Source organism: Alcaligenes sp. MMA (assembly GCF_020907215.1).
Classification (GTDB): Bacteria; Pseudomonadota; Gammaproteobacteria; order Burkholderiales; family Burkholderiaceae_B; genus Alcaligenes; species Alcaligenes aquatilis.
Genome location: NZ_JAJJPP010000004.1, coordinates 199,377 through 218,620 on the forward strand (window position 1 = coordinate 199,377; position 19,244 = coordinate 218,620).

At 57.0% G+C, this 19,244-nt stretch carries 15 protein-coding genes; 2 read left to right on the top strand and 13 right to left on the bottom strand.

Annotated features, from left to right (window positions below; all coding sequences use genetic code 11):
• The 11 genes from LNA76_RS17110 to LNA76_RS17160 form a co-directional block, all read right to left on the bottom strand.
• Nucleotides 1-1,335 carry an aromatic ring-hydroxylating dioxygenase subunit alpha gene (locus tag LNA76_RS17110; protein WP_108727028.1) on the bottom strand — a complete coding sequence of 445 codons (1,335 nt, stop codon included), beginning with the start codon at nt 1,333-1,335 and terminating at the stop codon, nt 1-3.
• Nucleotides 1,336-1,358: 23 nt separating this feature from the next.
• Complete coding sequence (locus LNA76_RS17115; protein WP_094195169.1) at nt 1,359-2,327, bottom strand: PDR/VanB family oxidoreductase; 969 nt, start codon at nt 2,325-2,327, stop codon at nt 1,359-1,361.
• Nucleotides 2,328-2,656: 329 nt separating this feature from the next.
• The gene (locus LNA76_RS17120) at nt 2,657-3,445 is read right to left on the bottom strand and encodes a cyclase family protein (protein ID WP_108727026.1); all 789 of its coding nucleotides are present in this window, start codon (nt 3,443-3,445) and stop codon (nt 2,657-2,659) included.
• Between the two features lie 248 nt (nt 3,446-3,693).
• Entirely contained in the window at nt 3,694-4,722 is a 1,029-nt protein-coding gene (locus tag LNA76_RS17125; RefSeq protein WP_108727025.1) for a carbon-nitrogen hydrolase family protein, read from the bottom strand.
• A 15-nt stretch (nt 4,723-4,737) separates the two neighbouring features.
• Nucleotides 4,738-5,661 carry a fumarylacetoacetate hydrolase family protein gene (locus LNA76_RS17130; RefSeq protein ID WP_009463820.1) on the bottom strand — a complete coding sequence of 308 codons (924 nt, stop codon included), beginning with the start codon at nt 5,659-5,661 and terminating at the stop codon, nt 4,738-4,740.
• Between the two features lie 95 nt (nt 5,662-5,756).
• A complete protein-coding gene (locus LNA76_RS17135) occupies nt 5,757-6,881 on the bottom strand; it encodes a cupin domain-containing protein (protein WP_094195166.1) in 1,125 nt (374 codons plus the stop codon).
• 21 nt (nt 6,882-6,902) lie between these two features.
• On the bottom strand, nt 6,903-9,239 hold the full coding sequence (locus LNA76_RS17140) for a bifunctional salicylyl-CoA 5-hydroxylase/oxidoreductase (protein ID WP_094195165.1): 2,337 nt from the start codon (nt 9,237-9,239) through the stop codon (nt 6,903-6,905).
• Nucleotides 9,240-9,369: 130 nt separating this feature from the next.
• Entirely contained in the window at nt 9,370-9,813 is a 444-nt protein-coding gene (locus LNA76_RS17145) for an acyl-CoA thioesterase (protein ID WP_230019526.1), read from the bottom strand.
• Nucleotides 9,814-9,908: 95 nt separating this feature from the next.
• On the bottom strand, nt 9,909-10,424 hold the full coding sequence (locus tag LNA76_RS17150; protein ID WP_009463824.1) for a MarR family winged helix-turn-helix transcriptional regulator: 516 nt from the start codon (nt 10,422-10,424) through the stop codon (nt 9,909-9,911).
• A gap of 233 nt (nt 10,425-10,657) precedes the next feature.
• Nucleotides 10,658-12,163, bottom strand: a complete 1,506-nt coding sequence (locus LNA76_RS17155; protein ID WP_230019527.1) for an indolepyruvate oxidoreductase subunit beta family protein — start codon at nt 12,161-12,163, stop codon at nt 10,658-10,660.
• 23 nt (nt 12,164-12,186) lie between these two features.
• Nucleotides 12,187-14,397 carry a thiamine pyrophosphate-dependent enzyme gene (locus LNA76_RS17160; protein WP_094195162.1) on the bottom strand — a complete coding sequence of 737 codons (2,211 nt, stop codon included), beginning with the start codon at nt 14,395-14,397 and terminating at the stop codon, nt 12,187-12,189.
• A 199-nt stretch (nt 14,398-14,596) separates the two neighbouring features.
• Between LNA76_RS17160 and LNA76_RS17165 the strand changes: the two genes are divergently transcribed.
• Both LNA76_RS17165 and LNA76_RS17170 read left to right on the top strand, forming a co-directional pair.
• Nucleotides 14,597-15,055 (top strand): MarR family winged helix-turn-helix transcriptional regulator, encoded by a 459-nt coding sequence (locus LNA76_RS17165; protein ID WP_009463827.1) that lies wholly within the window; start codon nt 14,597-14,599, stop codon nt 15,053-15,055.
• Between the two features lie 198 nt (nt 15,056-15,253).
• Nucleotides 15,254-16,237, top strand: coding sequence for an Abi family protein (locus LNA76_RS17170; protein WP_230019528.1), 984 nt, complete (start codon nt 15,254-15,256; stop codon nt 16,235-16,237).
• Between the two features lie 117 nt (nt 16,238-16,354).
• Here the strand turns inward: LNA76_RS17170 and LNA76_RS17175 are convergent, their stop codons facing one another.
• Together LNA76_RS17175 and LNA76_RS17180 are read right to left on the bottom strand one after the other, a co-directional pair.
• Complete coding sequence (locus tag LNA76_RS17175; RefSeq protein WP_094195161.1) at nt 16,355-17,338, bottom strand: Bug family tripartite tricarboxylate transporter substrate binding protein; 984 nt, start codon at nt 17,336-17,338, stop codon at nt 16,355-16,357.
• Between the two features lie 61 nt (nt 17,339-17,399).
• Nucleotides 17,400-18,995 carry a sulfatase-like hydrolase/transferase gene (locus LNA76_RS17180; protein ID WP_230019529.1) on the bottom strand — a complete coding sequence of 532 codons (1,596 nt, stop codon included), beginning with the start codon at nt 18,993-18,995 and terminating at the stop codon, nt 17,400-17,402.
• Nucleotides 18,996-19,244 lie beyond the last annotated feature (249 nt).

The following is a 19,244-nucleotide window of genomic DNA, read 5'->3' on the forward strand; positions in this document are numbered from 1 at the left end:
TTATTCCTCTTCTTGTTTGGCCTGCTGCTCGGGCAGCATGAACTTCAGCCAGGCACGGAACTGGGCGCGCATCTGCATTTCGCTGGTGCCGTTGATCACCACATTCTTTTGCTGGTCTTCGTCTTTTTCCACCAGACGGGCCAGATTCATCCAGTCGCGGCCACGCGACTGCAAGCCTTGCTGGGCACGCTCGTACATTTCCAGGTCATCGTGGCCGACCATGGAGGTCGGTGCGTTGATCAGGCGGTTGTACATCAGGGTGCGTTCCAGGAAGGTGTCAGGCGCACCCACCAGACGGAAGGTCCAGGACTCCACCAAGGTCTTGTCAGCGGCCAGCGGCTTGAACAAACGCAAGGTCTGGATCGGGCCCTTGACCATGATGTTGGGGAAGTAACAGGTGTTGTGACGCGTGTCGCCCAAAATGGCTTTGGCGCGTTCTTCACCGTAGGCTTCGACCATCTGGTCCCAATAGCCGGGGATCTCGGAGTAATCCGCGTGGATGGAGTTGCTCACGCCGGTATGGCCGTGACCGTTTTCCCACACACGAATACCCATGCCTTCGTAGAACTCGTAAGGCGACATGAACGGGGCGAACAGCTCAACCGCCATGGGCTTGGGCGTACCTGGAGGGGCCGCTTCCCAGGCTTTGACAGCCGTACCGGCCGAGGACTCGTGCGCCACCATGGGGTGACAGGTATCGGTCTGGTTATCGACCAGCATTTTCCAGTTGCACTGGTGCATGTAGCGCATCACGCCACCGGCCACTTCCAGACGACCTTCGGGGGAGCGATCCACCATATTGTCGATGGTGCTCAGGGACTCACCAAAAAAATCCTCAAAGCTCACGCCTTCATCGGCCAGGCGACAGAACACGAAATCGCGGTACACCTTGACGTTCTGTACCGCCGCCATGCCCTTGCTGCCTTCGGTGCATTCAAAGCCGGTGTTTTCGTAGCCTTTCTTCAAAGGGATGGACAGCAACGAGCCGTCGGTCTTGAAGGTCCAGGCGTGGTAGGGGCAACGGAAGAATTTGCCCGTGTTGCCACAGGTCTCGCCCGCCACTTGCACGCCTTTGTGCGGGCAGCGGTTGTAGAGCACGCGGATGCTGTCATCGGTATGGCGCACCATGATGACGGACTCCGTACCGACCGTCGTGGTGTAGAAGTCGCCTTTATTGGGCACCTGGCTGGCATGGCCAACGTAGACCCAGGTATTGACGAACAACTGCTCCATCTCCAGTTCAAACAGCTCCTGGTTGATGTACAAATCCTTGTGGACCTCGGCCTCGCGTACCAACTCGCGGATGGCCTGGGGATTATCACGATACTTTTCCATCATGTTCTCCGTCGCCCTTGGGCTTATAGATCCAGCACCAGACGCGGGGTCTTGGCGCGGGAAATACAGATCTGGATGACCTTGTTGCTGGCTTTTTCCGAGTCGCTCAGGAAGTAGTCACGGTGGTCAACCTCGCCTTCGATCACATCACAGGTACAGACGCCGCACTCGCCGCGCTTGCAGTCGATCATGGGGTCCAGGCCCTGCTCTTCCATCACGTCCACAATGGTCTTGTCGGCGGGAATGTGCAGGGTCACGCCAGTCTGGCGCAATTCCACTTCAAAAGGCTGGTCGCCTTCCTGGGGAGCGGCGGTAATGAACAGCTCGAAGTGAACATGGTCGCTAGGCCAGCCGCGTTGCTTGCAGGCTTCGATCACGGCATCAATCATGCCTTTGGGGCCGCAGACGTAAATGTGCTGGTCTTTGGACAGACCGTCGAGCAAAGTATTCAGGCAGAAACGGCCTTCGCTGTCATCCGCGTAGTGGCGCAGAGCCGGGCCGGACAGGGCCGTCAACTCGTCCAGAAAGGCCAGTTGTTCCACGCTGCGACCGGCATAGTGCAGTTGGTACGGGCGACCTTGATGATGCAAGGCAGCGGCCATGCTGGCAATGGGGGTGATACCGATACCACCGGCAATCAGCACGGTTTCGGTTTCGCCGGCAGCGGCAGCATGCAAGGGAAAATCGTTCTTGGGGCCAGCCACGCGCAGCGTATCGCCGACTTTGAGGCTGTGCATGAAGCGCGAACCACCCGAGCTGTTGTCCTCTAGGCGCACACCCAATCGGTAACAGGTCGGACCCTGTGCCGTGTCGGCGTCCAGCGAAATCAAGGAATAACAGCGGTGATCGTTCAGATCAGGGATCTGTACCTGCAGGTGCGAGCCCGGCGCAAACGCGGGCAGGGAACCGGCCTGGGCAGGCTCGAGCGTAAAACTGCGAATCAGCGGGGATGCGTTCTGGATGTCCCGGATGACGAGTTCAAAAGTATCCATCATGTGCCTACCATTGAGCATGACTACATCAATTACCCAGCCGAAAAGGCCAAGCCATGGCATCATGTAGCGCCGCAGGCGGCAATGGGACGGTATCTCGTAGCCGATCAAGGCTGCGTAAGGCTCGTCTACTGTCTCCGCTAAAACCGGCTGCCTGACATCCACACTGGCTGTACGGCTGGATCGCTATTCATTCTTTTGTGAATTTATTTTATTGATGAATAGTTTACGGATAAATATATACTGCCGAATATAATGGAAAACCACTAGGTGAGAAAACAGCAGAACCGTACTGTACACAATTCTGCCGTTGTCCCCCCTTTTTCTACTTATTGGGCAACCAGCGCAACGACGCGCAAGGGGCTGCCAGAGCCAGCTTCAATCTTCAAAGGGGCCGACATGATCAGCGCACCTTGAGGGGGCAGTTGATCCAGATTGCACAGACACTGCAGACCGTAGCGGTTGGCACCGTGCATCAGGGTGTGGCAAGGGTAGGCAATAGGCCAAGCGTAGGATTGACCTGCATCGGTGTTGATGGTTTCAACACCAAAACCGTGAACCTTGCGCTCGTGAATCATCCACTCCACCGCTTCCTGTGCTGGGCCAGGCGTGTGAGCGCCGTCTTCACGCATGTTCAGGAACGCCTCGGCGTCGTTCACGCGCTTGGACCAGTCGGTGCGAAACAGTACCCAGGCGCCTTCAGGGATACGGCCATGCTTGGCTTCCCAGTTCTGCAAAAACTCCGAGGTCAGGATGAAGTCTTCGTTCTGGGCCACTTCAGCAGAAGCATCCACCACCACGGCAGGGCGCAGGAAATTGTCCACCGGAATGGTATCGACGGTGTTGTCGGGATGATCCTTACCGGAGATCCAGTGTGCTGGCGCGTCAAAGTGGGTACCTGTGTGTTCGCCACAGGTGAAGTTGTTCCAGTACCAGCCTGGGCCGTTTTCGTCGTATTGGCTGATGCGCTCAATCGAGAAGCCCACCGTCTGGCCAAACTGAGGGGGCAGTTGCAAGGCGGGGAAGCTGGGAGACAGAGTCTGGGTCAGATCCACGAAACGGACCTGCTTGCTGTCGATCGCCTGGATAAAGGCTGCCAATGGGTTCTTGTCGCTCATGTCATCTCCTACTTAGATCTTATGTCATCGTTATAAGTGCCTGCCCTGCAAGGCGCAGGATAGGGACCAGCCGTTAAAACAGCCCGCTCCTTCAGGCCCGGCGCTGCCCTTTTTTACAAAAGGCAGTGTGCATCTTGAACCGCTGCGGCCAGGCCACGGCGGTTTTTTTTGAACCGGTCGCTTGAGCAAAGCGACCCGTCAAAAAACGGTCCCGATCCAATACTGGAAAGGGACCGTCTTGAACCTGCTTACACTTCCTTGTCGTCCAGAACGGAGAACTCGGCAGGATTCAGGTCTGGCTGGGACGCTGCATCGCCTTCGTAAAAGCGGGCAGGGGTCAGCGCCTTGCGATTCACACGCAGGTCAAACACGTCAAAACGGTTGTAGTGACCAGTGATGTCGTGCATTTGACGCGGCTGGATGCAGCGCGACAGATCGATGTCGGCGTAGGCAATGCCTTCCTTGTCGATCAGTGCTTCGCCCTGCACGCGGCCATCGGGACCAATAATGCCCGAGAACGCGCTGTTGGGACGAGCCAGCAGCTCACGTGCTTCTGGATGGCTGGCCGACATGGCTTCGATGATTTCCTCGGAAACCGTCGAGCAAGCCACCACCGTAAACACCTTGCCTTCAAAGCAGTGAGCCGCAGCCCGCAGGCGAATCGCTTCGGCCATGTCGTAGTCTTTTGGTGCCACGGGCAAGGCAATGTAGCTGGCAACGTGGACCAGTTCACCTTGCGACAACAGGCTGAAACGAGCCAGCGTGTTGGTGTTTTCACCGCAAGCCAAGGCACCCAGCGGGCCGATGGTAGTGTCATGCACACGCATCGAGGAGGCGTCACCGTTGGCCCAGGTCAGCTTTTCAGCCCAGGTTGGAACCAGTTTGCGGTGACGACCCAGAATGCGGCCATCGGCACCGATGGTGACCAGCGTGTTGTAAATGGTGCCGATGCCAACGGGACTGCGCTCGTTCACACCCAACACCACATTGACCTTGCGCTGGCGGCAAACCTGCGCAACCTTCTGGATCTCGGGACCGGGCACTTCGATGGCCGATTTGCACAGGCGCTCGAACCACGGGCTGCCCTCGATCGGGTTCATCACCCAGCTCCAGTAGGGGTAACCGGAGACGAACACCTCGGGAAAGGCGATCAGCTCGGCACCGTTGTCGGCTGCTTCATTGATCAGACGACATACTTTCTCGATGGTCGCATTCGTGTCCAGGAACACAGGCGCTGCCTGAACGGCGGCGGCCTTGAACTGACGCAATTCCAGCATCATGCTCTCCTTTACTTAGTTTTGGGGGGTCACGTCCACGATGGGGTGACGCAATTCGCCAATGCCTTCGACCACTGCGTGCACCACGTCACCAGGCCACATCCACTCTTGAGGATCACGGCCAGCGCCCACGCCTTCTGGGGTACCGGTAGCGATGATGTCACCGGGTTCCAGCGTGATACCGGCGCTGATGTCCGCGATCAGGTCGTTCACGTTGAACAGCATGTGCTTGGTGTTGGAGCTTTGCTTGGTCACACCGTTGAGCGTCAGGCTCAGGTTCAGGTTGTGAGGATCGGTCAGCTCGTCGGCCGTCACGATCACGGGACCGAAAGGAGCGTAGGTGTCCTGGCCTTTGGAGTAAATCCACTGACCGGCACGACGGCAGTCGCGGGCGCTCACGTCGATCATGACGGAGTAACCGAACACGTACTTCAGGGCGTCCTCTTTAGCCACGCGCTGAGCACGGGTGCCCATGATCACAGCCAGTTCCACTTCCCAGTCCATTTGCTGAGTGATGTTCTTGTTGTGCTCGATAGCGTCGCCAGGGCCAACCACGGTGGTGGGTGGCTTGGAGAAAATCACGGGCTGTTTGGGCAGCTCTTTGGAGGTGTCCAGCGTACGGCTGGATTCGGCCACGTGTTCCACGTAGTTCAGACCGATACCAAAGATGTTCTTGCGTGGGCGTGGGATAGGAGCCAACAGCTTGACGTTGGCCAGGGGCAGCGCCACACCAAAAGGCATATCGTCGGCGTAGGTTTCCAGCAAGCGAGCCGTGGAAGTCACAGCGGCTGGGCCCAGGTCGATGAAATCGAGCATATTGTCAGGCAGCATGTGGCCTGTGGCGTCGCCCAGGTAACCCAGGTCAACCACCAGATCGCCCACAATGGCACCCAAGCGGCCAGCGGCAGCAACTTCACTACGGTACGTTACAAGACGCATTTCTATCTCCAGATTGGGCCATCTTGTGCAGATGGCTTGAATAAATCGGGTCGGCCCGCCTTGGCAGGCCGTCCAAATAAGTTAAACAAGTAGTCTTACAGCAGGACCTGGTGGCCGCCGTTCTCTGCCAGCGCTTCTTCGCGGTACAGATTCAGGGCGCGCATCACGGGCAGATCGTGGAACGAGAACAGGCAAGCGTCATCGGACGAGGAACCGTTCACGTGCTCGTGGAACATCCAGGAAGGTACGCAGAAAATGTCGCGTTCGCGCCAGTCAAAGCGTTTGCCATTGATGATGGAATACCCTTCACCTTTGGCGCATTGATACATGATGCTGCCCGTGTGACGGTGGGCCTTGGTGTGCTCGCCAGGACGCAGCATTTGCATGCTGGCGCCAATGGTAGACATGACAGGGCCGCCAGTCAGCGGGTTGATGTAGTCCATGATGACGCCATCAAACGGGCTGCCGTCCGTGACCTTGGCGTAGGCCGACAAGGCTTCGTAAGTAGGCTCCCACTCGTACTTGAGCAGGGGCGAGTACGGTTTTTGCCAGTCGTGCAAGGTTGGCTTCAGGCCACGGCCACCCCAGATACCCACCGCGTCATTGACGGGGTGCGTAATGGCTTGGGACAGGTCAGGGTGAACCGCGTAGAAACCGGCTTCCAGTGCGTTGACCAAGGGGATGTCCAGACCGTCTTGCCAGATGCAAGGCAGGCCGTCCGCTTCAACGCCATGCTCGTGCCAGCAGCCGTTAGGCGTGAGCACGAAGTCATTGGCACCCAGCGTCATCTTGTGGCCGTCCACGATGGTGTAGGCACCACGGCCTTCCATAATGAAACGCAGGGCCGAGGAGGAGTGAGCATGAGCGGAAGCCGCTTCGCCCGGTTTCATGACCTGCAAACCGGAGTACAGCCAACCCACCGCCGCCGAGACTTCCTGGCGACCGGGGTTGTTCAGGTAAATCACGCGACGACCGGCCTTTTCAGGGCTGACCAGATCGACCGAACGCAACACGTAGTCGCGCAGGTCGCGGTAGCGCCAGACCACTGGCACGGAGTCAGACTTGGGCTCCCAGGGCTCAATCTTGTTGGCCACGGTCCACAGGGCGCCGGCCTCAAACTGAGTCAAATCCTGGTAGTACTTCACCAATTCGGGCGTGTCCTCAACATCTGCACGACCGAGCACGCTTTCGCGGTGGGTGTCAAAACGTTCTTCCGACATGATGCTGTCTCCTTCTGTGTTTTATGACTTGGCAGGGCCGTCCTGGGCCACTGGCGCACGTTTGATTTGACGCTGCAACCAGTCCTTGCCCCATTCGTACTGAACGGGCCAGGCCAGGTCGGTGTAACCCAGCTCCGCAGCCTGACGCTGAGGCCAGTTTGCGTCGGCCAAAAAGCCACGCGACAGGGCACACAGGTCAGCACGGCCTGCAGCAATAATGCTGTTGGCGTGATCCGCTTCCATGATCGAACCCACCGCCATGGTGGCGATACCGGCTTCGTTACGGATACGGTCGGAGAATGGTGTCTGGTACATGCGGCCGTAAATTGGCTGCTGCTCCAGCACCACTTCACCCGAGGACACGTCGATCAGATCGGCACCGGCTTGCTTGAACAGGCGTGCAATTTCCACACCGTCGTCCGCCGTGTTGCCGCCTTCGGCCCAGTCGGTTGCCGAGATACGCACCATGATGGGCTTGTTCTCTGGCCAGACGGCGCGGATAGCCGCAAACACTTCCAGCGGGTAAGCCATGCGATTTTCCAGACTACCACCAAACTCGTCACTACGCTGATTCGTCAGCGGCGAGATGAAGCTGGACAAGAGGTAGCCGTGGGCCGCTTGCAATTCGATGCAGTCAAAACCGGCCTGATCGGCGCGCTTGGCCGCAGCCACAAAGGCGTCACGAATTTCGTCCATCTGGGCACGGGTAATCTCGGCAGGCACGGCAGTTACGCCCGCCTGATACGGCAGGGCGGAAGCCGACACCAAAGGCCAGTTGCCTTCAGCCAGCGGCTGATTGGCTTTTTCCCAGCCCAGTTGCGTCGAACCGCGACGGCCCGCATGGCCCAGTTGCACACCAATCTTGGCACCCTGTTCGTGGGCAAAAGCCACTACAGGTTTCCAGGCATTGGCCTGCTCGTCGTTCCACAGACCGGTACAACCGGGAGTGACACGGCCTTCAGGCGTCACCGCCGTCATTTCAGCCATGATCAGGCCAGCACCACCCATGGCGCGGCTGCCGTAATGCACTTGGTGCGTAGCACCGGGCATACCGTCCTTGGCGCTGTACATCAAGGTGGGCGAGAGCACGACACGGTTCTTCAACTGCATATCGCGCAGTTTGAAGGGCGTGAACATGGGCGAAGGGGCCTTTTCACCGTCGGCCAGCGTCATGCCGGCTTCGGTCGCCATCCAGCGCTCGTATTTTTCCAGCCAGGCGGCGTCACGCATGCGCATGTTCTCGTGCGAGATGCGCTGCGAGCGGGTCAGCATGGAGTAGGTGAACTGCTCGGGCTTCATATTGGCGTAACGGGCCACGTTCTCGAACCATTCGGTCGAGTTGCGGGCAGCATTCTGAATACGCAATACGTCCACGCTACGAGCGGCTTCGTAATCTTTCAGGGCCTCTTCCATGGACTCGTGGTCCATGTGCTGGGCCAGGGTGATGGCATCTTCCAGGGCCAGCTTGGTGCCGGAACCAATAGAAAAGTGAGCGGTGTGAGCAGCGTCGCCCATCAGCACCACAGGAACTTTCTTGCCGGTGCCGTAATCTTGCCAGTGCACCCACTTGTTGCAGATAACGCGTGGGAAACGGATCCAGATGGCCGAACCGCGCAGGTGGGTGGCATTGCTGATCAGCTTGTTGCCATCGAGGTGGTCGGCAAACAGCTTTTCGCAGTAGGCAATGGCATCTTCCTGCGACATTTCGCCAATACCGGCTTTCTGCCAGGTCTCTTCAGGCGTTTCCACGATGAACGTGGACAGGCCGTCCTGGAAGCGGTAGGCGTGAGCCTGGAACCAGCCGTGCTCGGTTTCAACAAAGATGAAGTTAAAGGCATCGAACACTTTTTCCGTACCCAACCACACAAAGCGGCAGTTACGGGTGTCGATATCAGGCTGAAACACGTCTTCGTAACGGGTACGCACAGCACTGTTGATGCCGTCAGAAGCGATCAGGATATCGGCGTTGTACTTGCGGGCCAATTCAGCTTCGTCCGTGACCACGGTCTCGAACACCAGCTTGACGCCCACTTCTTCACAGCGAGCTTGCAGGATGTTCAGCAGTTTCTTGCGACCAATCCCGATAAAGCCATGACCGCTGGAGCGCACGGCGCTACCTTTGAAATGGCACTCAATGTCGTCCCAGTGGTTGAACGCGTCACCGATGGTCTGCGCGGACACGGGGTCAGCTTCACGCAGGTTTTCCATGGTGGCGTCCGAGAACACCACACCCCAGCCAAAGGTGTCGTACGGTCGGTTGCGCTCGACAACAAAAACCTCGTTCTGAGGGTTTTGCAACTTCATCAGCAAACCGAAATACAAGCCGGCTGGGCCTCCGCCAATACATACGATATTCATGATATGTCCGTATGGTCTGAATACATGCTTTCGAGCATAGTATATTTATTAATAAATATTATACAAGTCAACTATTTAAATCAAAAAAAATAGCTGACCTGCACACTGCCTGCTACTACTTCAAACTAGATCAAGCCTTGCTGCTTTCTGGCTGGGCAATCACATACGCTTGCATGGGGTTGCGCAGAAAATCAGGGATAGAAATACCCAGGTGCGTCTCCAGCGAGGTGGTCACCACGGTCTGGCGCACTTGCATACGCAGCACACCATCTTTACCGATGCAACGCAACAGCAGCGTCAAGGAGCTATTGCCAATGCGTTCCACACCCAGGCTCATCACCACATCATCACCCATACGGCTGATGGACTTGAACTCGGCCTCAATATGCACCGAGGGCATGCCTACCCGTTTGCTGGCGATCATGTTGTGAAAACCCTCGGGGGTCATGGAGTCGATCCATGCTTCCATCAGGTCGTTAAACATCACAAAGTACTGCGGATAAAAAACGATACCCGCTGGATCGCATTCCGAAAAACGGATGCGATGTTCTTGTTCGTACAGCTTGGAAACCATGTTGTAGACACCTTTTTAGCAAGTGTTTTGTGCGCCTGTTCGTGACGCTATCCGCATCCTGCCCGGTTCACAGGCCTGGCAGGATGCACCTTATGCTAGCCAGCAGCGCTTTGCAGATGGACCCGCAACAGGCCCAGATGCTGATGGATGTGTACGACTTCCTCGGTACCCAGTCCTTCAAACATTTCTGCAATCCAGTCGCTGTGGGCCTGGGCCATCGCCTCAAAACTGCTTTTGCCCTTGGGGGTCAGTCGCAACACCCAGGCACGTCGATCTGTCGGGCTACTCTGACGAGACACCATGCCCTCGCGGGCCAGCTCGTCAGTCAGTCCGGTAATATTGCCGCCGGTCACCATCAGATAGCGCGACAACTCACCCATCTTCAGGCCCTGCGGGTAGCGGTACAACTGGGCCATATAGTCAAAACGGGCCAGCGAAATATCAAAATTCTGGCGCAGGCGGCGACGGATTTCGTCCTCGATCTGCTTGGTGCAGGTCAGCATGCGCAACCACAGTTTCAGGCTGGCCGGGTCCTTGGGACCGACGCGCCCTTCAAAACCGGCATCGGCCGGCTCTACCAAAAATTCGAGTGCTGCTTCGCTTTGATTCATATTGTTTTTCCCCCAAGCTTTGGCTAATTCAGTTTGACCAACAGGCGGGATATTCTTGCTTGAACAAGTGGCCAAGTAGACACAGGATCTATGGCTTTCAGGGCCTTGGTCGCAGTGCCAATCCGAATTTATATTCTACTATGAATATTTTAGAAATAAAGTATTTGGGGGGTTAAATCCGTGTCCTCAAGGGTTTTCACCGAGGCCGCCCGAAAGCGGCCCGGTGTGACCCTTTACACCAGAGTGTACTGGCGCAGTGCCGCCTCCAGCTTGGTGCCGTGCTCGTCGGCCAATGCCGCATCACGCAAGGCACCCAAGATGGCAGGTGACAGGGTGCTGGGGTTACGCTCCAGCGCCGACATCACGGTCTGGTAATTACGCAAACCACGGGCATGCGTATCGCCATAACCTTTGACCAGACGCTGGCACTGAGCAATTTCCAGCGCCAAAGCCGGGTGGGCATCGGCAGCCTGTTCGATCTGCTTTAGCCAGCCTTCAATACGCTGCTGCTCGGCCTGGTAACGCAGCGTACGACGACGCCAACGCTTAAAGCCCGACAGTACGTACAAAGGAATGAAACCGCGCACCGAACTGGTTTGAATAACACGACCGGATTTGGTCTGCGACTTCACCAGCTTGTTGCCCCAGGTAGGACGCATCAACCAACGGCCCACACTGGCAAAAGGCAGGATTTCGCTGATTTCTTCCACACGGGGATGCATGTATTCATTGATCGCCACGATCTGGCCGTCAGTTGCACGCACTTCTTTATGTACACGATCAAAACGGCTGGAGCGGGTTTTCAGTTCGGCCACGCGAATGGCGTCCTCATAGGACATCCACAACGCCAGATAACGGCCTGTTTCACGGATCAGGGCTACATCGTCTGGACGGGCAAACTGGCTGATCTTTTTCAGGCGGTCCAGGTACAGATTGGCGTAGGCCACGTCCTGGAAGTCCAGAACCCGACGCACCCCTTCCACCACGATAGGCTGGGCCTGCTCGGGCACTTCGGCACGCACACGGTCAATCAACTTGGCCACGGCAGGATCGCGGGGGGCCAGCGTGGCCATATCAACCGGCTTGGTTTCCGAATCGGATTTGCCTGCATCGCCTTCAGCGACACGGGCGTAAGCGGCACCAAACGCCTTCAGGCTGGGCTTGACGCCCACACCACCGCGCTCGATGGTCTGCTCGAACTGCGAGCGGCTAAAGGGCAGCACGCCGGTGCTGGCCAAGGCGCCAAACAGCACGGCGGAAATCACGCTGCCCGAGTCCTCGGCCGCTTTTTCCATATTGAAGTACACAAAACGCTTGGCCGCCTGGCTTGCGTGCGCAATCAGAGCATTGTCGTCCACACGGCCATCGCCCATGGCCGATTTTTCGGCAATGGAATAGACACGGTGCGTAGAGGCAATCAGCGTGGTGCGGTCCTCGGTGACCAGCCCACGTTGTACAGCGCGACCGGCTTCCATCAGCTCGGAGGCCAGCACCACATCCACATCACCGGGCATAGGCATCAGGGCCAGCACCGGCTTTTTGCCATCCACAGCCGCCGAATGCGGGAACAGTTCCACGTAGTAAATCGTGGCGCCGGTACGCTGAGCCACGCCAGGCACCGAGGTGGTCTGTGCAAAGTAGCCGTTTTGTTCGCCCAGATTGACGATCCAGTCGGCCAACACGCCGCCACCTTCGCCACCCATGGCCAAAATAGCAATCTTGATTGGTTTGATCTGCATGATAAGAATCTCTACGGGTGTACTTAGAAGGCCAGACGATCACGACGAGCAGCGTCACGACGCTGCAACCAACCGATAAAGCCACGGCGGGTTTTTTCGCGGAACTTGTCCCAGCCTGTCGGGTTGCTGACCACTTGTGCACGGTAGAAAGACGGGCACAGAATCGCGGCGTGGGAAACCTCACCACACAGACCGCAACCCACACAACTGTTCATCACATTCGCTACGGGGTCCTGACGCAGGGCGTCCGGATTGGGGCGAATCGACAGCGAAGGGCAACCGGACAAACGAATGCAGGAGTGATCGCCGGTACATGTATCCGGGTCCACACCAAAGCGCTCGCGCACCACACGTTCGCCAGCAGCCACGGCTTTACGTACCTGGCCTTTCTCACGCCGCTGACGGTTCAACATACATTCGCTTTGCGCCACCAGCACCTTGGGACCTTTTTCCTTGGTCGTCAGGGCTTCACGCAAGGTGGCCGTCATGGTCTTCAGGTCGTAGGTGCGACGAATCATGCGCAGCCATTCCACACCCACACCCCGCGCCGCTTTCTCGATCAGGTGACCGGTACTGCGGGTTTCGTTCTTGGCCTTGGAGGACAGAATATCCTGACCACCCGTGGCTGCGGTGTAGCTGTTGTCGATCACAATGGTCAGGTTGTCACTGCGGTTGAACACGGCGTTGGCAATACCGCTGGTCAAACCGTTGTGCCAGAAACCACCGTCACCCATGACCGAGATCGCGCGCTTGTCCGAATCCACGTTCAAGGCGGCCGAACCGGCGCCACCCAGGCCGTAACCCATGGTGGTGTTACCCAGGTTGAAGGGCGGCAAAATGGAGAACAGGTGGCAACCAATGTCGGCCGACACGTGGTGTTCGCCCAATTCGCGCTCCACCAGCTTCAAGGCAGTAAAGATAGGACGCTCGGGACAGCCGGTACAAAACCCGGGGGGTCGGGCGTGGACGTTCTCGTCCAGGCTGCCCAAGGGTTTGATCTCAGCCGCTTCGACTTCCACCAGACTGGCTTGTTCAGCTTTAGGACGCTCCACGGTCTCGACTTTCATCGGAATCACGCGTGGCTTGCGAGGGGCCAGAGGCTCGACGCGGCCGTATTTTTCCATGAAGGCACGCAGGCCCTTCAACATGGTGGCAGTGTTGTACTCACCGGCCAATGGCAGCAGATCCTTGCCGTGCAGCGTCACATCCACATTGTGACGACGCACGATATCGGAGATGTTCTGTTCCACAAAGTTGGGCTGACCTTCTTCCAGCACCAGCACCGCACGCTTGCCTTCACAAAAGCGAACGACTTCAGATTCAATCAAGGGGTAGGCCACGTTCATGACGTACATGGGCACTTTGGATTCGCCAAACACATCGGCCAGATCCAGATGCTCCAGCGCACGGATCACGGTGTTGTAGCCACCGCCCTGAACGATCAGGCCCACATCATCGGTGCCATCTGCAAAGAACTCGTTCAGCTGACGCTCTTCGATGAACTTGACGGCATTAGGCCAGCGCTGTTCGATCTTTTCTTTTTCGTGCATGAAGCTGGCAGGCGGCAACACAATGCGATTGATGTCGCGTGTGGGTTGCTCCATGGCTTCTTTAATAGTGAACTTGGCGCGGCGGTTGTCCGAGGCCACAAACTGGCCATGCACGTGGCAGGCGCGAATCCGCAGCTGCAACATCACCGGGGTATTGGACGCTTCGGACAGATCAAAGCCGTCTTTAACCGCTTGCACAATACAGGGCAGGTTGGGGCGGGGATCGAGCATCCACATCTGGGATTTCATGGCAAAAGCGTGGCTACGCTCCTGCATGATGGACGAGCCTTCACCGTAGTCTTCGCCCACAATGATCAGCGCACCGCCCTTGACCCCACCCGAGGCCAGGTTGGCCAGCGCGTCCGAGGCCACGTTGGTGCCTACCGTTGCTTTGAAAGTAATGGCGCCACGCAGCGGGTAGTTGACCGACGCAGCCAGTGTTGCCGCCGCCGTCGCCTCGCTGGCGCTGTTTTCAAAACGGATTCCGTTCTCTTGCAAGATGTCCTGGGCATCGGCCAAGACGTCCATCAAGTGCGAGATAGGCGCACCCTGGTAACCGGCCACGTAGGACACGCCTGATTCCAGCAGGGCCTTGGTCACCGCCAGGATGCCTTCGCCACTGAATACGTCTCCATCACCCAGGCGCAGCTTTTTGACTTCTTCGACAAACGATCGCTCAGCCATTTTTCTTTCCTTACTTACCGCTCATTGTGAACATGGTATTTATTTTCATATGAATATGTTTATATCTCAACATATCCATCCTCATGGTTTTCCCTAGTAAAGTCAGCAAACTATTTGCGACACGCAAACGGACAGCTTGGTTATAGTGAGCCCTGTTGCCACCATGTGGCACCCACTAGCCCGTAATGACAATAAGCACATGAGCCCCACCGAACACGACACCGTCTTTGTCGAAAACTACCTGCCCGCCTTATTGGCCCAGGCCAGCCAACTGATCTCTGCCGAGTTCCACGAAGTGGTGCTAAGCAACGGTTTGTCCATTTCCGAGTGGCGTGTCCTGTCCACCCTGTCGGGCGCGGGCGAAGTCAGTATCGGCCACCTGGCTCGTATTGCAACGACCAAACAACCGACCGTCACCCGCTTGCTGGACAGACTGGAAAAACAGGGTTTGCTGCGCCGCGTGGCCCACGATGTGGACCGCCGTATCACGCTGGTCCGTATTACCGAAGAAGGCCAAACCCTGATCTCCGGTCTGATTGCCAAGGCCCGCCTGCACGAGCAGGAAGTGGTGCAGCGCCTGCAGCCACTGGATGTCGGTGCCCTCAAGACCACCTTGCGGCGCCTGATCTCCGAGCAGCACGACTACAACGATCAGTAAAACGCAGCGACACCCGTCACACTATTGGTTCAAACCCTGCGTAGACGGTATGTCACAAATAATGGCCTTCATTCCTCATTGAAAAAGGCCAGGGAACATTTATATCCACATCTTGAGTCCTCTACCGAAAGCGGCTAGAATCAATCTCAACACGGCCCGCCCCTCTGCGTCGAAAGATGTACGGGTGGGTTTTCTTTTATGTCGGTCATGTCCACCTATAACAAGCCCTACCTCACCTTCGAGCAGCAACTTGCTCTCCTAAAGGAGCGCGGTTTGGGCGTCACCGACGAAAAAGCAGCGCTGATCTGTTTACAGCGCATCGGCTATTACCGACTCAGTGCCTATTGGTATCCGCTCCGGCAGACCACCCTCTCAAAGGCCGCTGACTCGTCGCGGATTACCGTGCAGCGTACTGATGCGTTCCGGCCAAACAGTACCTTCGAGCAGGTATTAGCACTTTATGTCTTCGACAAACGTCTTCGTCTTCTAGTGCTTGATGCAATTGAGCGTCTTGAGATCGCTTTTCGGGTAGATGTGTCCTATAGGCTTGGCGAGCTCGACCCTTTTGCCCACATGGATCCAAATCTGCTGCACGGAAACTTTGCCAAGAAAGTCCACCCAGCAACAGGTCGGACGGCCCACCAGAACTGGCTAGACAAACATCAACAAATGGTGACACGTTCACGAGAAGATTTCGTGCGGCACTATAAGCAAAAATATGGCGAGCCATTTCCTCTCTGGGTGAGCGTGGAACTGTGGGAGTTCGGCATGCTATCCACCTTCTACCAAGGGATGAAGACTGTCGACAGGGATGCAATCGCTGAGCGCTACGGCCTACCCGACGGCCAGCTTCTGCCCAGCTGGTTACGCGCACTAAATTTCGTACGGAATGTGGCTGCACACCACAGTCGTCTCTGGAACAAGAACTTAGTCGATCAGCCAAGACTTCCACGTCCAGGAGCGGTGCCAAGCTTTGACCCCATAATCGGTCAACCGGCCATCGGGTCACGCCTGTTCGTAATGCTATGCATCCTGCTACACCTGATGCGCATGGTAAGCCCAAACTCAAGCTGGCCTGCGCGCCTGCGCCAACTACTCGATGACTTCCCGACAGTGCCAGGTTTGTCACTGACAGACATGGGTTTTATCCCTGGTTGGGAAAGTCACCCTCTCTGGCAATAGCAAAACGGGCTTCTTTATCCAGACTTGCTCCCCTAGTACTCCCATATAAGCCATAAAGCAGCACACCCGCTTGCGATCGCTTGCCAAGAGGATGTGCTTGCCTACTAGTTCACCACCTTATTCAGGCTGAATACCCAGTGTAGGAATCAACTCGGCATAGACCTTGGAGTCATTTTGCACGCGCTCCAGAGTCTGGGCCGGGGTGGTGTAGAACTGGGCCAATCCACGGCTCTTGAAAGCGGCCAGCATCTCGGGCGTTTTCAGGGCCGCATCGACCTGTTCCTGAATCTCCTTTACGGTGTCATCCGGTGTGGTACCAGGAGCGAACAGCGCAAAGGTGGTCGTGGGGATGCTGTTGGCATGACCGCCTGCTTCCTGCACCGTCGGCACGTTGGGCAACAACTCCGTACGCTTGTCTGCCCCTACCGCCAGCACGCGCACCTTGCCACCATCTACGTGTTGCGAAGCCAGAATACCGCCAACCAGCATGGCATCGGTCTCACCGCCCAAAATGGCATTTGTGGCCGGGGCCATACCCTTATAGGGAATGTAGGTGAAGTTCACACCTTCTTCACGGGCCAGCAAGCCCATACCCAGGTGCGTAACGTGTCCGCGACCACCTGTACCCACATTGGTATCACCATTGGCTTTCTTGGCCTGAGCGATGAACTCCTTGTAATCCTTGGCCGGGAAGTCATTACGCACCAGCAGGTACAGATTCACTCCGGCTACGGTGGTGACCGGCTTTAAGTCCTTTTCCCATTTGTAGGGCAGGTTACTGTAGAGCAGGGGATTGGTGGAGACCGCCAGACTGTCCACCATCAGCAAGGCAGAACCGTCCCCCTTGGCTTTGGCAACATTATCCGTACCGATAATGGCATTGGCACCCGGGCGGTTTTCAATCACAAACACCTTGCCGGTGGCCTTGTTCAAATGCACACCCAGATCGCGGGCCAGAATGTCAGGCTCAGTGCCGGGTGGGTAAGGGACCACAATACGAACCTGATCCGTCGTCGGCCAGGCAGCCTGAGCCATCATCGGGGCCAAGGCCCCCACACCTGCCACCAACAGGGCCAGCGTCGTATTTTTAAGCTGCTTCATTGTCCACTCCTTATCGTTATTGATTGCGGTCCGCCACCCACTGGTAGCCCCCGCAGCGCATTTACCATCGTCCAATCAAGATATTCATCATGCGCTCGTGCGCATTGGTACGATCCTCTACCGCAGCCCAGCTCTCGCTGGCACGTCCTTTCAGGGTGTCGTGCCAGTCCAGCAGGCCTTCTTTCATACGCCGACAAACCGCTGCATACGCCGGGTCTGCGCCCAGATCGTGCAGCTCGTCAGGGTCTTGCCTCAAATCGAACAATTGTGGCCGGTAACCCTGCCAATGCATGTATTTATACTCGCCATCACGCAACATCAGGCCACGGCATTCGTCCACGCCACGACCCAGAATCTGGCGGGCTTCCCGATAGGCATAATCCAGGCTGGCCACGGTGTATTCACGTGCCCAGTCCGACTGACCGTGCAAAAGCGGAATCAGGGAACGGCCCTCCACCCGGTGTTCCTGGGCGGGCAGATGCAAGGCATCCAGAATCGTGGGGGTGACATCCACACACTCCACAAAGGCATCGCTGCTTTGGCCGCGTGTGGCATTGGCCAAGGTCCGTGGGTCCACCACGATCAGCGGCACGCGAATGGCGTTTTCAAAGAAGTACTCTTTCTCGCCCAGCCAATGGTCGCCCAGTAAATCGCCATGATCGGAGCTAAAAATGATCAGGGTATCTTTCAGGCGATCTTGCTGCTCGAGCATGTCCAGCAAACGGCCGACTTCATCATCAATCTGCTGGACCAGGCCCATATACACGGGCTTGATGGTGCGCCAGACCTCGTCCTGGGCAAAAGACTGGGACTCTTCATGCTGCTGATAGGCCGCATGCACCGGATGCGCATTCTGGCGCTCGTGTTCCGCACGCAAGGGGGTACAGGCGTCTTCCGGGCCGAAACAGTCGTGGTAGGGTGCCGGAGCTTTATAAGGCCAGTGCGGTTTAATGAAAGACAGGTGCAAGGCCCAGGGCTCTTCAGCTTTGGCCGTGATGAAATCCATGGCCCGCTGGGTGAAGTACGCGGTTTCAGAGTCCTGTGCCTGTACCCGTGCGGGCAGGCTGGCATTGCGCATGTACCAGCCAGAGGCGAACTGGCCCTGGGCATCCTGGCTGCCAATCACATAGTCTTCCCAGGGACGCTCGCTGTCGTAACCCTGGGCCTGCAAATACTGGCGGTATTCGCTATCCGGGCCCATTTCAAAATGGCCGTCATAACGCTCAATCGCGGTAAAACCACCTTGCCAGAAACGCTCGGCAGCCTCGGGCTGAACCTGAAAACGTCGAGCATTGGCGCCAGCTGGGTCCGGTACATGGTGCGTCTTGCCCAACAGATGGCAGTCCCTTCCCGACTGGGCCAGATAATCGCCCAGATACAGCTCGTCGATGGGGTGAGGGACGCGGTTCCAGGTGACCCGATGCGACAAGGGGTAGCGGCCGGTGTAGTACGAGGCGCGTGACGGTCCGCAGACAGCCGAGTTCACATAGGCGCGATCAAACCGCAGTCCCATCGCCGCCAAACGATCCAGATTCGGCGTCTTTAGCGCACCACCAGGGCGATAACAGGACAGATGATCGGCGCGTAACTGATCACACATGATGAACAGTACATTTTTAATTTCCAACGACACTTGGCTGTGCTGTGCCTGATCCATGTCCACCTCGTCAAACCGGGGCCGGGTCCACAACGTGCCCAGCGTCACAAAAAGAGTAGGCCATGTGTAAGCAAATACAGAACAGACCCGCTTATATTCCCGATTATTACCGCAGTCTGAGAAAAATTTCCGAATAATCTGATTGTTTAGGTATAAACCAGTAGAGCGGAGTAAGGCTCGCTGTTGCTCCCCACTGACAGGCCTGAGCGTGGTTAGAATAGGGAATCAACCACTCCGTTTTTACGAGGG